We start from the raw sequence: 13,972 nt of genomic DNA, 5'->3' as shown, positions 1-13,972 counted from the left end.
CTCGCGCTCGAGCCCGACCTGCTGGTCTGCGACGAGCCCGTCTCCGCGCTCGACGTCTCGATCCAGGCGCAGGTGCTCAACCTGCTCGACGATCTGCGGGCGCGCACCGGCTTCGCCTCGCTCTTCATCTCCCATGATCTCAAGGTGGTCCGGCAGATGTCGGACCGGGTGGCGGTCATGTATCTGGGCCGCATCGTCGAGGAGGGCGCCCCCGAAGAGCTGTTCCGCGCCCCGCTCCACCCCTACGCGCAGGCGCTGGTCGCCGCGGTTCCCGTCCCCGGGCGTCGCCGCCAGCGCACCAAGTTGATCGGCGATCCGCCCAACCCGGTCGATGCGCCCCCGGGCTGCCCGTTCCACCCCCGCTGCCCCGTGGCCGTCGCGCGCTGCGCCACGGAACGCCCGCCCCTTCTGCGCGACGCCGGCCGCGCCGTCGCCTGTCACCTGGTCACCGGCGGCGCCCCCGCCCCCGCCGCCGCCGCCCAAGCCTGAGGCCCGACATGCTGCGCTATTTCCTTTCCCGCCTCCTGCGCGCGCTGGTGACGCTGGTCCTCATCGTGTCGGCCGCCTTCATCGTGCTGCGGCTTTCCGGCGACCCCGCCCTCACCATCCTCGGCCCCGAGGCCCCGCCCGAGGCCTACGAGGCGTTCCGGAGGTCCTGGGGCCTCGATCAGCCGCTCTGGATCCAGTATCTGAAATATTTCGCCGCCATCGCCGAGGGCGATCTCGGCAATTCCATGCGCGACGGCCGCACCGCGCTCGCCGTGGTGGCCGAGCGGGTGCCGATGACGCTGGCCATCACCCTGCCCGCCTTCGCGCTCAACCTCCTGATCGGCCTGCCGGCGGGGATCTTCGCCGCGCTCCGCCGCAACACCTGGGCGGACCGGGCGATCATGGCGGGCTCGGTGCTCGGCTTCACCGTGCCGAGCTTCGTCATGGGCCTGGTGCTGGCGCTGATCTTCGCGGTGAAGCTGCGCTGGCTGCCCTCGGGCGGGTCGGACACGATCTCGCATGGCATCCTGCCCGTCGTCACCATGGGGCTGATCGGGGCCGCGGTGATCGCGCGGTTCACCCGCTCCGCCATGCTCGAAGTGCTGGGCCAGCCTTACGTCCGCACCGCCTCCGCGAAGGGTCTGGTCTGGCGCGACGTGGTGGTCGGCCACGTCCTCCCCAACGCCGCCATTCCGACGCTGACCATCGTCGGCTTCATGGTCGGCAGCCTCGTCGCCGGCGCGGTGGTGGTGGAAAGCATCTTCTCGTGGCCCGGCGTCGGCCGCCTGCTGGTGACTGCGGTCGCCAACCGGGATCTCGCCGTCGTCCAGGTCATCATCCTGATGATCGGGACCACGATGGTCGGGGCCAACCTCGCCGTCGATCTCGCCTATGGCTGGGTCGATCCCCGGCTGCGCACCGCCCGTCTCAAGACCGCCTGAGGGAGAGCCCGCATGTCCGCATCCTCCGACCCGCACGCCCCCGCCCGTTCCGGCAGCGTCTTCACCGCCAAGGGCGGCGCCAAAGCGTTCTTCGAGGCCTGGCCGCCCCTGGTCCTCATCGCGCTGGCCTGGATCGCGCTCTGCATCGCGGTGGTCGCCTTCGCGCCCGACATCGCGCCCTACGACTTCCTCGCCCTCGACCTGCGCGCGCGGCTGATCCCGCCGGTGGGCATGGGGGGGACCTGGGCGCATCCGCTCGGCACCGACGAGCTGGGGCGCGACGTGCTCTCCCGCCTGATCCAGTCGGTGCGGGTCTCGATGATCATCGCCTTCCTCTCCACCCTGATCGCCGCCACGCTGGGGGTGAGCCTCGGCTTCCTCGCCGCCTGGTTCCGGGGCCGGGTCGAACAGGGCATCCTGATGCTGATCGATGCGCAGGCGGCGATGCCGTTCATGATCATCGCGCTCGCGGCGCTCGCCTTCCTCGGCAACTCGCTGACCCTCTTCACGATCCTGCTGGGGTTTCATGGCTGGGAGCGGATCGCCCGCATCTCCCGCGGGCTCGCCATCGCGGCGCAGGAGCAGGGCTATGCGGCCGCCGTCCGCGACCTGGGGGCGAGCCCCTGGCGGATCTACTTCCGCCATATCCTGCCCAACATCGCCTCCACCCTGATCGTGTCGATGAGCCTCAACTTCCCCGAGGTGATCCTGCTGGAATCCGGCCTCTCCTTCCTCGGCCTCGGCGTGCAGCCGCCGCTGACCTCGCTCGGCAACATGGTCGGCTACGGGCGCGACTACATCCAGTCGGCGCCCTGGATCATGCTGGCCCCGGCCGCGGCCATCGTGGTTACCACGCTGGCGATCTCGGTGATCGGCGACTGGCTGCGCGACCGCTTCGACCCGACCCTGCGCTGAACGCGGCGCTTGCGGCGGCCGGAGCGGCGGGTTCGAACCCGCCCTACGACGGCGGCTCCGCCAGGCGCCTCCCTCCCCCGCTCGCGGGGGAGGGCCGGGATGGGGACCGCCCCCGCCGGGCGCCGCCGCCCGATCACAACCTGACGCGCCCGGCTTGCATCCCGGGCGGTTTGGGCGCATCCCCTGAGGCCTCCCCCCCAAAGGCCCCGAGGCCCCATGCCCCGTCTCGCCCCGCCCGAAGCCCCGCTCTCCGCCTTCCAGAAAGCGCTGCGCTTCCACTGGGGGGTGCTGCTGCTGATCTGCGCGGTGGCCTCGGTCGGCTTCCTGATGCTCTATTCCGTCGCCGGCGGCAGCCTCGAGCCCTGGGCCTCGCGCCAGATCACCCGCTTCGGCATCGGCGTCGCCCTGATGATCGTGGTGGCGATGATCCATATCCGGATCTGGAGGACGCTCGCGCCGCTGGCCTATCTCGGCTCCATCGGGCTTCTGGTGCTGGTCGAGGTCATGGGCGAGACCGGCATGGGCGCCACCCGCTGGATCGACCTCGGCTTCATCCAGCTGCAACCCTCCGAGCTGATGAAGGTCAGCCTCGTCCTGGCGCTCGCCCGTTATTATGACGGGCTGGGCGAAGGGCGCGCCTCGCATCCGCTCTGGCTGATCCCGCCGATCCTGCTGATCCTCGCGCCCATGGCGCTGGTGCTCAAGCAGCCCGACCTCGGCACCGCGCTGCTGCTGGGGCTGGGGGGCGCGGCGGTGATGTGGCTCGCGGGCGTCCACTGGGCCTATTTCGCCACCGCGGCGGCGTCCGCGGTGGGGCTGGTCTACGCGGTGCTCGAATCCCGCGGCACCGACTGGCAGCTGATCAAGGACTACCAGTTCCGCCGGATCGAGACGTTTCTGAACCCCGAGAGCGATCCGCTCGGCGCCGGCTACCACATCACCCAGTCGAAGATCGCCTTCGGGTCGGGCGGCATCTCGGGCCGCGGCTTCATGCAGGGCACCCAGACCCGGCTGAACTTCCTGCCCGAGAAGCACACCGACTTCATCTTCACCACGCTCGCCGAGGAATTCGGCTTCGTCGGGGCCTCCACCCTGCTGCTGCTCTACGCGCTGCTGGTGGTGTTCTGCACGGTGTCGATGCTGCGCAACCGCGACCGCTTCGGAGCGCTGACCACCGGCGGGCTGACCATGACCTTCTTCCTGTTCTTCGCGGTCAACATGGCGATGGTCACGGGCCTCGCCCCCGTGGTGGGGGTGCCGCTGCCGCTGGTCTCCTATGGCGGGTCGGCGATGATGGTGCTGCTGATCGCCTTCGGCTTCGTGCAGTCGGCCCATATCCACCGCCCGCGGAACTGACGCCCGCCCGGTTGCCCCGCGCCCCCGGCTCGGCTACGCCGGTCGGCGCCGCAACTGCGAAGGGGATCCCCGCCATGACCGCCGAAACGCTCAACATCCTCTTCGCCGGACGCGAGGCCCAGCGCGCCGAATGGGAGGCGCCGATCCGCGCAGCCGCCGCCGAGCAGGGCGTCGCCATGACCCTCTTCATGACGCCGGAGGAGGTCGACCCGGCCGAGGTCCACGCCCTCATCTACAACCCCAACGGCCCGGTGAAGGATTTCGCCCCCTACACGAGCCTGCGCGCCGTCCTGTCGCTCTGGGCCGGCGTCGAGAAGATCGTCGGCGACACGCGCATCACCGTGCCGCTGGCGCGCATGGTCGAGCCCGGCCTGACGCTGGGCATGACCGACTGGGTCTGCGCCCATGTCATGCGCCACCACATGGGCATCGACGCCCATATCGCGCTCGCGCCGGGCGACTGGCCCCAGCGCATCCCGCCGCTCGCGCGCGACCGGCGGGTCGGCGTGCTCGGCCTCGGCGAACTGGGGACCGACGCGGCCAAGATGCTGGCGGCGCTCCGCTTCGACGTGGCCGGCTGGGCGCGGAGCCGCCATGAGGTCGAGGGCGTCGCCATCTTCCACGGCCCGGACGGTCTGGAAGAAATCCTGGCCCGGTCCGAGATCCTGGTCCTGCTGCTCCCCGACACCCCCGACACGACCGATCTGCTCGATGCGCGGCGCCTCGCGCTCCTGCCCCGCGGCGCGGTGATCGTGAACCCCGGCCGCGGTCCGCTGATCGACGACGAGGCGCTGCTGGCGGCGCTGGACAGCGGCCAGATCTCCCACGCCACGCTCGACGTGTTCCGGGTCGAGCCGCTGCCCGTCGACCATCCGTTCTGGGCGCACCCCAAAGTCACCGTCACCCCGCATATCGCGTCGGCGACGCGGCCCGAGACCGCGTCCGGCGCGCTGGTCGAGCAGATCGGCCGCCTGTCGCGCGGCGAGCCGCTGCTGCATCTGGTGGACCGCAGCCGCGGCTACTGATCCCGCCGCCCCGCCCCGCGCCTCCGGCTCTGGGCGGGGCCGGGCTGGGCTGGGCGGCCGCACACCGGCAGGCGGCTTGAACCTGCGACAAGGCACGGCTGGACCCACGAAAAGAGCGCCAAGCTGACGATGGCCATATCGTCGATATTCACCGTAAATCGGCAGATCTACACCCATTCGCAACCGAATTCATCTGCTTCTTGTTGAAGGTCTCGCCCGCCGCTTCACCAACGCCCCCCGGTCGACCGCCCATGAAAAAGCCGGGCCCTGACGTTAGGGCGCCACGCCTCGTCGCGTTGCTAAGCCTCACGCGCGCCATTACCTTCCAGCTTTCCCGCGCGCCTCCGCGCCGGCGCCCGTCCGCGCCGCCCCACCTGCCCACCGGAGCGCCGCCCCATGGCCCCCACCCCGCGTCGCCGCAAAGCTCCCAAACCCGGCCGCCCCGCGCGCCGCGGCTTCTGGCAGCGCCTGCGCGCCAACTTCCTCACCGGGCTGGTGATCGTCGCCCCGGTGGCGCTGACCCTGTGGCTGATCTGGACCGTCGTCACCTTCGTCGACGACAAGATCGTGCCGCTGGTCCCTGGGGTCTACAATCCCAACACCTATCTGGGCGTCGACATCCCCGGCTTCGGCCTGGTCGTGTTCTTCGTGTTCACCGCCGTGGTCGGATCCGCCACCAAGAACCTCTTCGGCCGCCAGCTGGTGCTGATGGCCGAGCGGTTCGTGGACCGGATGCCGGTGGTCCGCTCGGTCTACAACGGCGTCAAGCAGATCATCGAGACGGTGCTGACCCAGTCCCAGGGCGCGTCCTTCAAGGAGGCGTGCCTCGTCGAATATCCCCGGCGGGAGGTCTGGGCGCTGGCCTTCGTGTCCACCGAGACCCGCGGCGAGATCCCCGGCAAGGTCGCCGCCCACAACCTCGCCCAGAACCGGGAGGCGGAGACCAGCGCGATGATCTCGGTGTTCCTGCCGACCACGCCGAACCCGACCTCGGGGTTCCTGCTGTTCGTGCCGCGCTCCGACGTGGTGACGCTCGACATGTCGGTGGAGGAGGCGGCGAAGCTGGTGATCTCCGCCGGTCTGGTGGTGCCCCCGACGCTGGAGGAGCGCGCCGCCGGCGCGGCGAGGCGCGGCCCCAACGGCGCGCCGCGTCCCGCCGCCGCCGCCCGCGCGGCCCCGCCCGAGACGGTGCGCAGCCGCAAGCTGGCCGAACCCGCCGCGGGGGAAGCGGCGAGAAAGGCGGCGCCCCCGGCCGTCCCGCCGGCCGTCCCGCCCCGCCGGGACTGACGCGCCGCCCCCTTCGCCGCTCCCCATGAACCGTCGGCCCTTCGGCGCGACCGCGCAGGAGCCTCTCGCCATGGACGACCCCTCCCCCGCGCTGCCCCTGCTCGCCGCCGGTCTGACCGGCTTCGCCACCGGCTTTTCGCTGATCCTCGCCATCGGCGCGCAGAACGTGTTCGTGCTGCGCCAGGGGCTGGCGCGGCGGCATGTGTTCTGGGTCTGCCTGGTCTGCGCGCTGTCCGACGCCGTGCTGATCGCCGCCGGCGTCGCGGGCTTCGGCGCCGTGGCCCAGCGGGTTCCGGGACTGGAGACGGCGATGACCTGGGGCGGCGCCGCCTTCCTCACGGCCTATGGCGGCCTGCGCCTGCGCGCCGCCTGGCGGGGCGAGGACGGAATCGAAGCGGCCGTCGGCGCCGACCCGGGCCTGCGCGCGGCGCTGCTCGCCTGCCTCGCCTTCACCTGGCTGAACCCGCATGTCTATCTCGACACGCTGGCGCTGATCGGGGCGGCGGGCGCGGGATTCGAAGGGGCCGCCCGCCTCGCCTACGGGATCGGGGCGATGGCGGCCTCCTTCGTATTCTTCTTCGGCCTGGGCTACGGGGCGCGACGGCTCGCGCCCCTGCTCGCGCGCCCCGGGGCCTGGCGGATCTTCGACCTGGCCGTCGGCGTGCTGATGCTCGGCCTCGCCGCCGGGCTCGTGGCGCGCTGAGCTACTCCGCCCGCCACCACACATCCGGCAGCCACCCGGTCCAGTCGCCATAGAGCGGCAGCTGCGCCGGGAAATGCAGCCCCTTCCAGTAGGCGATCCGGCTGGTCGGCGCGTGCCAGAGCGGGATCACGTAGATCCCCGTGGTCAGCACCCGGTCGAGCGCCCGCGCCGCGGCCTGGAACGCCTCCGGCTCGTCGGCGGCCAGCAGCGCGTCGATCGCCGCCTCCGCCGCCGGACTGTCGACGCCCGGATAGTTGCGGGTGCCGGGCCGGGTGACGCCATCGCGGCCCCAGTAGTAGCGCTGCTCATTGCCCGGGCTCAGGCTCATCGCCCAGGTGTTGACGATCATGTCGAAATCGTATTCCGCCCGCCGCGCCTCGTATTGCACGCCGTCGACCATGCGGACCGAGGCGTCGATCCCCAGCACCTGCAACGACTTGACGAAGACCTGCGCCGCCGCCTCCCAGGCAGGTCCCCCCAGCAGGATCTCGAAGCGGAACGGCTGGCCCTCGGGCCCGGTCAGCACGCCGTTCTTCACCTGCCAGCCCGCCTCGGCCAGCAGCTGCGAGGCCGCGCGGAAATTGCGCCGGCTGCGGCCCGAGCCGTCGGTGACCGGCCAGGCGAAACCGTCCTCCAGCGCGTCCTCGGGCAGATCCGCCGCGTAGGGCGCGAGGATCGCCCGCTCCGCCCCCTCCGCCGCGCCCTCGAACCCCAGCGGCGAGCCGCCGAACGGACTGCGGATGCGGGCATAGGCGCCGCGGTTGAGGGTGTTGTTGATCCACTCGAAATCGAACGCCTCCGCCAGCGCCTTGCGCACGCGGATGTCCTCGAAGATCGGCTTTCGGGTGTTGAACACGAAGCCGGTCAGGCCCGAGGGGCGCTGATGCGGGATCTCCGCCCGGATCACGTCGCCGCGCGTCGCGGCCGGAAAGCCGTAGCCCTCCTCCCAACGCGCCGGGTCGCCGTCGCGGAAGAGGTCGATGTCGCCGGCGCGGAACGCCTCGAACCGGGCCGATTCGTCCTTGAACCACTCGTAGCGGATCTCGTCGAAATTCCAGCGCCCGGCGTTGATCGGCAGATCCGCCCCCCACCAGTCGGGGTTCTTGCGGAACACCACCCGGCGCCCGGGCTCAGCCTGCTCAACCACATAGGGGCCCGACGCCACGAACGGCGTCATCGAGCTGTCGGCGAAATCGCGCCCCTCGAACGCCGCCTTCTTCAGGATCGGGCGCAGGCCGATGATCAGCGGCATCTCGCGGTCCGGCTCCGAAAAATGGAAGCGGACCGAGCGCGCCCCGGTCACCTCGACCTCCGACACCTTGGCCCAGGAGGTGCGGAACCCCGGCAGCCCCTTTTCCGCCAGCACCTCCATCGACCAGATCACATCCTCGAGCGTCACCGGCGAGCCGTCGGAGAATCGGGCCTCCTCGCGCAGTTCGAATTCCACCCAAGCCCGGTCCGGCGCCGTCTCCACCCGCCCGGCCAGCAGACCGTAAAGCGTGAAGGGCTCGTCCCAGGATCGGCCCATCAGCGATTCGACCATCAGCCCCCGAACCGCCCAGACCGAGCGGCCCTTGAGGATGTAGGGATTGAGCGAGTCGAACCCGCCGAGCTCGCCCAGCACCAGGCGCCCGCCCTGAGGCGCCGCAGGGTCGGCATAGGGCAGATGGTTGAAATCGGGCGCGAGCGCCGGGGCGCCCTGCATCGCAAGACCATGTGCCGGCGCCGCTTGCGGCCCCCCGCATATGGGCGCCAGAGCAAGGGAAAGGGCCAGCGCGAGAGTGTGGCGCATTCGCCTGATATCTTCGCTAATGCCGCCTAACCCCACGCAGTCGCCAAACTTTCGCTTGCCACCGGCCCGGGCGGATACGTATCCTGCCCTCACTGCTCGATAGGTTTCTTGCCTGTATGAAACCTGCCTCAACACTTGACGCCCTCCTCGGAGGGCGTCTTTTTTTTGCGCCCCCGCAGTGATGAAATGTTCGCCGCGCCCCGGCCGCCATCGCGCCTACGGCGTCGCCCGCCCCGGTTCAACCCGGCGTCGCGCCGCCCTGACTTTCGCGGCTTCGCGCCGCCCTGCCTTTCATAGATGGCTTTGTTGCGGCGCCGCTCGATTTCGCACCTGCGAAGCATTAGGTCTCGGATGGAAAGGGCGGTCCCGGACGCGCCCTCCCGACCCTAGTCATGCAGGAAGCGAATAGCGACATGTCCATAAAGGGAAAGACCGCCGTCGTCACCGGATCGAATTCCGGCATCGGGCTCGGCATCGCCGAGGTCCTGGCCGCCCGCGGCGCGCGCGTCGCGATCAACTCGTTCGGCAATGACGATGCGGACCATGCGCTGGCGGCCGACATCGCCGCGAGGCACGGGACGCAGGTCGTCTACATCCAGGCCGACATGTCCAGGGGCGACCAGTGCCGGGCGCTGGTGACGACCGCCGCGGAAAAGCTCGGTTCGGTCGACATCCTGGTCAACAACGCCGGCATCCAGTTCGTGGCCCCGATCGACGCGTTCCCCGCCGAGAAATGGGATGCGATCATCGCCATCAACCTGTCGTCGACCTTCCACACCACCGCCGCCGCGCTGCCGCTGATGCGCAAGGCCGGCTGGGGGCGGGTGGTCAACATCGCCTCCGCCCACGGGCTGACCGCCTCCCCCTACAAGAGCGCCTATGTGGCCGCCAAGCACGGCGTGGTCGGCTTCACCAAGGTCACCGCGCTCGAGACGGCGCAGGAGCCGATCACCTGCAACGCCATCTGCCCCGGCTATGTGCTGACGCCGCTGGTCGAGGCCCAGATCCCCGACACCATGAAGCAATACGACATGAGCCGGGAGGACGTGATCAGGAAGGTGATTCTGGATCGCCAGCCCTCCAGGGAATTCGCCACGACCGAGCAGCTCGGCGGCTGCGTGGCCTTCCTTTGTTCGGACGACGCGGCGCAGATCACCGGGACCACGCTGTCGGTCGACGGGGGCTGGACCGCGCTCTGACCCCGCCGTCGGGGGGGGAGACCTTGTGAGAAAATGGGTTTCCCCAGCGTCGCCGTTTGCCTACCAATGACCGGCCGGCCCCCGCTTCGGCGCCCGGCCCGCCGCCACGAAACCGGTGCACGCGCGGTGCACGCCTTGCGCACGCTTCGCGCCCGCCCGAATGCCCGCCCGAACGGATGGATGGATCTCCCATGGCCCGCCGCAAGACCAAGACCGTGAACCTCGCGCTTCAGGGCGGCGGGGCGCATGGCGCCTTCACCTGGGGCGTTCTCGACCGGATACTGGAAGAGGATGCGCTTGAAATCGAAGGCATCTCCGCCACTTCCGCCGGGGCGATGAACGCCGCCGCGCTGAAAAGCGGCCTGGTGCGCGGCGGCACGCGGGAGGCGGCGCGCAAGGCGCTCGACGACTTCTGGCGCTCGGTGTCGCTGGTGTCGCCCGGCCTGCCCAATCCGCTGCTGGAATGGGTGCGCGCCTGCGACCCGACCCTGCCTAACATCGCCGACGCCATCGAGGCCGGGGCCCGCTGGGGCATGGGCGACGCGCTGACCCGCATGTTCTCGCCCTATGACCTCAATCCCTTCAACATCAACCCGTTGCGGGATCTTCTGACCCGCCAGCTCGACTTCGACGCGGTCTGCACCGGCGAGGGGCCGCAGCTGTTCATCTGCGCCACCAACGTGCGCACCGGCAAGGCGCGGGTGTTCCGCGGCGACGAGATCAGCTCCGAAACCATCCTCGCCTCGACCTGCCTGCCGACCGTGTTCCAGGCGGTGGAGATCGACGACCCCAAGACCGGCCGGCGCGAGGCGTTCTGGGACGGCGGCTATACCGGCAACCCGGCGCTGTGGCCCTTGTTCTACAACACCAGGTCGCGCGACGTGATCATCGTCCATATCAATCCGATCGAGCGAGAGCAGGCCCCGCGGACCTCGCGCGAAATTCTGAACCGGGTCAACGAGGTGGGCTTCAATTCGGCGCTTATGGGTGAACTGCGCGCGGTCAATTTCGCCCGCCGCCTGATCGCCGAGGGACTGATCCCCGAGGGGGCGATGAAGTCGGTGCTGATCCATTCGGTGGCCGACGACGCGACCATGCGCCAGCTCGGCGCGGCCACCAAGGCCTCCCCCGACTGGACCCTGCTGCAGAGCCTCAAGGAGGCGGGGCGCATCGCCATGGACCGTTTCCTGAAGGAGAACTGGGGCAATCTCGGGGTGCGGCCCAGCGTCGACGTCGCCGAGCTCTACGCCTGAGCGCCCCCCATGCCGCGCTCGACGCCGCGCCCCATCCTGGTGCTGGAACATGCCGACCTGCCCGAGCCCGACGCGGCCCAGGTCCATTTCGCCGCCCGCGGGGCGACGCCCCATGTGGTGCATCCGTGGAAGGGCGAGCCGATCCCCGACCTCGCCCCCTATGGCGGTCTGATGGTGCTGGGCGGGGCGCAGATGGTCACCGACCTCCCCTCCCAGCCGTGGATGGCGGCGGAAATGGCGGTGATGCGCGCAGCCCAGGCGGCGGGAATGCCGATGCTGTGCATCTGCCTCGGCGCCCAGATGCTGGCCCATGCGATGGGGGCCGAAGTCGGGCCCGACCCGCAGGGCCGCATCGCCTACGGGTTCGAGCGGCTGACCGCCCTGCCCGTCGCCCCCGGGACCGCGCCGAACCCGATCCCCGACAGGCTTCGCGTGCTCTGCGGCAACGCCCAGGGCTTCGCGATGCCCGAGGGGGCGGAGCGGCTCGCCACCGCCGGCGGGGCCTGGCCGAACCTCGCCTTCCGCGCCGGATCCGCGCTCGCCCTGCAATTCCACCCCGAGGTCACCCGCGCCATCTTCGACATCTGGCAGCGCGACTGGATCGGCGCCCATGACCTGCCCGGCGCCCAGCCCAAAGCCCGCCAGGACGCCGACTTCCCCCGCGACGACCCTGCGCTGAAGACCTGGCTGCGCGACATCATCGACCTCTGGTTCCATCTCGCCCCCGAACCGCCGCTTTCGACCGGCCGCGGTTCAGACTCGAATTGATTCCCGCGCCCAACCTCCCCACATTGGGTCCATGATCACTCTCGACATCATCTCCGATCCGATCTGCCCCTGGTGCTATATCGGCAAGACCGAGCTGGACCGGGCGCTTGCGGCCCATCCCGACCACCCGTTCGAGGTGCGATGGCGACCCTTCCAGCTCAACCCCGACATGCCGGTCGAGGGGATGGATCGCCAATCCTATCTCGAGATGAAATTCGGCGGGCCCGAGGCCGCGACCGAAGTCTACACGTCCATCGCCGCCGCCGCGAAGGACTCGGGTCTGGTGATCGACTTCTCGCGGATAGCGCGCACTCCCAACACCCTGAACGCCCATCGTCTGGTGCGCTGGGCGGCGCTGGAAGGCGTGCAGAGCCAGGTGATGGACGCGCTCTTCCGCCTCTATTTCGAGGAAGGCATCGACATCTCCGACCGCGCCGTCCTGCTGAAAGTGGCGGGACATGCGGGCCTGGACCCCGAAGTGGTCGGCCAGCTGCTCGACAGCGAGGCCGACGCCGAGGATGTGCTGCACGAGGACAAGGCCGCGCGCGAGATCGGGGTGGGCGGGGTGCCGACCTTCCTCGTCGGCGGCAAATACGTGATCCAGGGCTGCCAGAAGCAGGAGGTCTGGACCGATCTGATCGAGGACATCCTGCGCCTGATGGCCGGCGACCCGATGCTGCGGGCCGCCAATGACGACGGAAACGGCGGCGGGGCGCGCGCGGGCGGCTGACCGGCGCGGGCCTTGCGCGGTCGCGGGCCCCTGTTGAAGGACGAGACGCATGTTCGGCCTGGACAACATTCTCGAGTTCATCGGTTCGGATCCGCTGACCCGTTGGCTGCTCGCCGCCATGGCGCTGCGCGCAGGGTGGAGCGTGGTATGCTGGCGTCGGTGCAAGATGTCGCGCGCCGACACCACCGACGAGGCGCTCGATGTGATCGAGGCGCGCCGTCAGGCGCTGTGGCGCCATAACATGCGCTATCTGCTGATCGTGGTGGCGGGCATCGCTCTGGCGGTGGCCGGGCTCTTCGGCCTCGCCCAGGGCGGCAGCGACCGGCCGCTGGCGCTGGTGATGCTGGTGGGCGGCATGTACCTGTTCATGACGGAACCCGTGCGCCTGCAGATCCAGGACGCCGAGGACCGGGTCGCCGCCTCCGCCCTTCGCGGCGACGCCGAGGCGCACCGGTTCTCGCAGTCGATGCTGCGCGGCAGCCATCTCAACCTGGTGATGATCGAGGTCGGCGTGGTCGTGGCGCTCGGACTGGTCATGCTGGCGCTGAACGGCCGGATGATCATGCCCGAGATCATGAGCTACTGACGCCCCGCCCCGGCCCCTCCGCCCGATCAACCGGACCCGATCAGGCCGCCTTCCTGGCCGCCCCGGCCAGCCGCGCGAGATCGCGGGCGATGGCGAAGGCCCCCTTGAGGCGGTCCGCCTCCGTCGCCCAGTCGCGCCGGATCACCACCTTGTTGTCGCGGATCTTGGCGAGCCCGCGCTGATCCTGCAACCAGCCCGCGAGCCCCGCCGGGTTAGCATACTTGTCGTCGCGGAACTGCAGCGTCGCCCCCTTGGGGCCCGCATCCAGCTTGGCGATCCCTGCCCGGCGGCACATCGCCTTGACCCGCACCACCCGCAGCAGCATCTCGACCTCCGAGGGCGGCTTGCCGAAGCGGTCGTGGAGCTCGGCCGCGAACCCCTCCAGCTCGGTCTTGGTTTCCAGGCTCGACAGACGGCGGTAGAGGCCGAGGCGGACGTCCAGATCCTCGACATAGGCCTCCGGGATCATCACCGGCACGCCGAGGCCGAGCTGCGGCGACCAGTCCCCTGCATCCGCCGGCACGTCGAGATCGCCGGACTTCATGCGGGCGATCGCCTCCTCCAGCATGTGCTGGTAGAGTTCGAAGCCGACCTCGCGGATATGGCCGGACTGCTCCTCGCCGATCAGGTTGCCGGCGCCGCGGATGTCGAGGTCGTGCGAGGCCAGCGTGAACCCCGCGCCCAGACTGTCGAGGCTCGCCAGAACCTTCAGCCGTTTTTCCGCCCCCGCGGTCATCCGCTTGCGCGGCTCGGTGGTGAAATAGGCGTAGGCGCGCAGTTTCGAGCGGCCGACGCGGCCGCGGATCTGGTAGAGTTGCGACAGCCCGAACATGTCCGCCCGGTGCACGATCAGGGTATTGGCGCGGGGGATGTCGAGCCCGGACTCCACGATGGTCGTCGCCAGCAGCACATCGTATTTGCCGTCGTA

The 13,972-nt window shown here is 70.1% G+C and carries 14 protein-coding genes; 12 read left to right on the top strand and 2 right to left on the bottom strand.

Annotated features, from left to right (window positions below; all coding sequences use genetic code 11):
* From ACTB72_RS16005 to ACTB72_RS15975, 7 genes are all read left to right on the top strand, one after another.
* Nucleotides 1-489: oligopeptide/dipeptide ABC transporter ATP-binding protein (locus ACTB72_RS16005; protein WP_463038005.1), on the top strand; the 489-nt coding region annotated here is incomplete at its 5' end.
* An 8-nt stretch (nt 490-497) separates the two neighbouring features.
* Nucleotides 498-1,430 carry an ABC transporter permease gene (locus tag ACTB72_RS16000; RefSeq protein ID WP_463038004.1) on the top strand — a complete coding sequence of 311 codons (933 nt, stop codon included), beginning with the start codon at nt 498-500 and terminating at the stop codon, nt 1,428-1,430.
* A 12-nt stretch (nt 1,431-1,442) separates the two neighbouring features.
* The gene (locus ACTB72_RS15995) at nt 1,443-2,345 is read left to right on the top strand and encodes an ABC transporter permease (protein ID WP_463038003.1); all 903 of its coding nucleotides are present in this window, start codon (nt 1,443-1,445) and stop codon (nt 2,343-2,345) included.
* A 216-nt stretch (nt 2,346-2,561) separates the two neighbouring features.
* Nucleotides 2,562-3,701, top strand: coding sequence for a rod shape-determining protein RodA (gene rodA / locus ACTB72_RS15990; protein WP_463038002.1), 1,140 nt, complete (start codon nt 2,562-2,564; stop codon nt 3,699-3,701).
* A gap of 74 nt (nt 3,702-3,775) precedes the next feature.
* Nucleotides 3,776-4,726, top strand: a complete 951-nt coding sequence (locus ACTB72_RS15985; RefSeq protein WP_463038001.1) for a 2-hydroxyacid dehydrogenase — start codon at nt 3,776-3,778, stop codon at nt 4,724-4,726.
* A gap of 396 nt (nt 4,727-5,122) precedes the next feature.
* Complete coding sequence (locus tag ACTB72_RS15980; RefSeq protein WP_463038000.1) at nt 5,123-6,013, top strand: DUF502 domain-containing protein; 891 nt, start codon at nt 5,123-5,125, stop codon at nt 6,011-6,013.
* 70 nt (nt 6,014-6,083) lie between these two features.
* Nucleotides 6,084-6,716 carry a LysE/ArgO family amino acid transporter gene (locus tag ACTB72_RS15975; RefSeq protein WP_463037999.1) on the top strand — a complete coding sequence of 211 codons (633 nt, stop codon included), beginning with the start codon at nt 6,084-6,086 and terminating at the stop codon, nt 6,714-6,716.
* Between the two features lies 1 nt (nt 6,717).
* Here ACTB72_RS15975 and ACTB72_RS15970 read toward each other — a convergent pair whose 3' ends face one another.
* Entirely contained in the window at nt 6,718-8,421 is a 1,704-nt protein-coding gene (locus ACTB72_RS15970) for an extracellular solute-binding protein (RefSeq protein ID WP_463037998.1), read from the bottom strand.
* A gap of 500 nt (nt 8,422-8,921) precedes the next feature.
* Here ACTB72_RS15970 and ACTB72_RS15965 point away from each other — a divergent pair, with 500 nt between their 5' ends.
* From ACTB72_RS15965 to ACTB72_RS15945, 5 genes are all read left to right on the top strand, one after another.
* Nucleotides 8,922-9,707, top strand: coding sequence for a 3-hydroxybutyrate dehydrogenase (locus ACTB72_RS15965; protein ID WP_463037997.1), 786 nt, complete (start codon nt 8,922-8,924; stop codon nt 9,705-9,707).
* Nucleotides 9,708-9,898: 191 nt separating this feature from the next.
* Nucleotides 9,899-10,960, top strand: a complete 1,062-nt coding sequence (locus ACTB72_RS15960; protein ID WP_463037996.1) for a patatin-like phospholipase family protein — start codon at nt 9,899-9,901, stop codon at nt 10,958-10,960.
* A 9-nt stretch (nt 10,961-10,969) separates the two neighbouring features.
* On the top strand, nt 10,970-11,728 hold the full coding sequence (locus tag ACTB72_RS15955; protein ID WP_463037995.1) for a type 1 glutamine amidotransferase: 759 nt from the start codon (nt 10,970-10,972) through the stop codon (nt 11,726-11,728).
* Nucleotides 11,729-11,759: 31 nt separating this feature from the next.
* Nucleotides 11,760-12,458, top strand: coding sequence for a DsbA family oxidoreductase (locus tag ACTB72_RS15950; RefSeq protein WP_463037994.1), 699 nt, complete (start codon nt 11,760-11,762; stop codon nt 12,456-12,458).
* Between the two features lie 49 nt (nt 12,459-12,507).
* On the top strand, nt 12,508-13,044 hold the full coding sequence (locus ACTB72_RS15945; protein ID WP_463037993.1) for a hypothetical protein: 537 nt from the start codon (nt 12,508-12,510) through the stop codon (nt 13,042-13,044).
* A gap of 40 nt (nt 13,045-13,084) precedes the next feature.
* On the opposite strand, the gene ACTB72_RS15940 is transcribed toward ACTB72_RS15945, so the two are convergent.
* Nucleotides 13,085-13,972, bottom strand: an 888-nt coding sequence (locus ACTB72_RS15940) for a TRCF domain-containing protein (protein ID WP_463037992.1), incomplete at its 5' end; no start/stop codon positions are given.

The sequence above is a fragment of the Albimonas sp. genome, from assembly GCF_055129145.1.
This window is presented reverse-complemented; position numbering and strand designations above follow the sequence as displayed.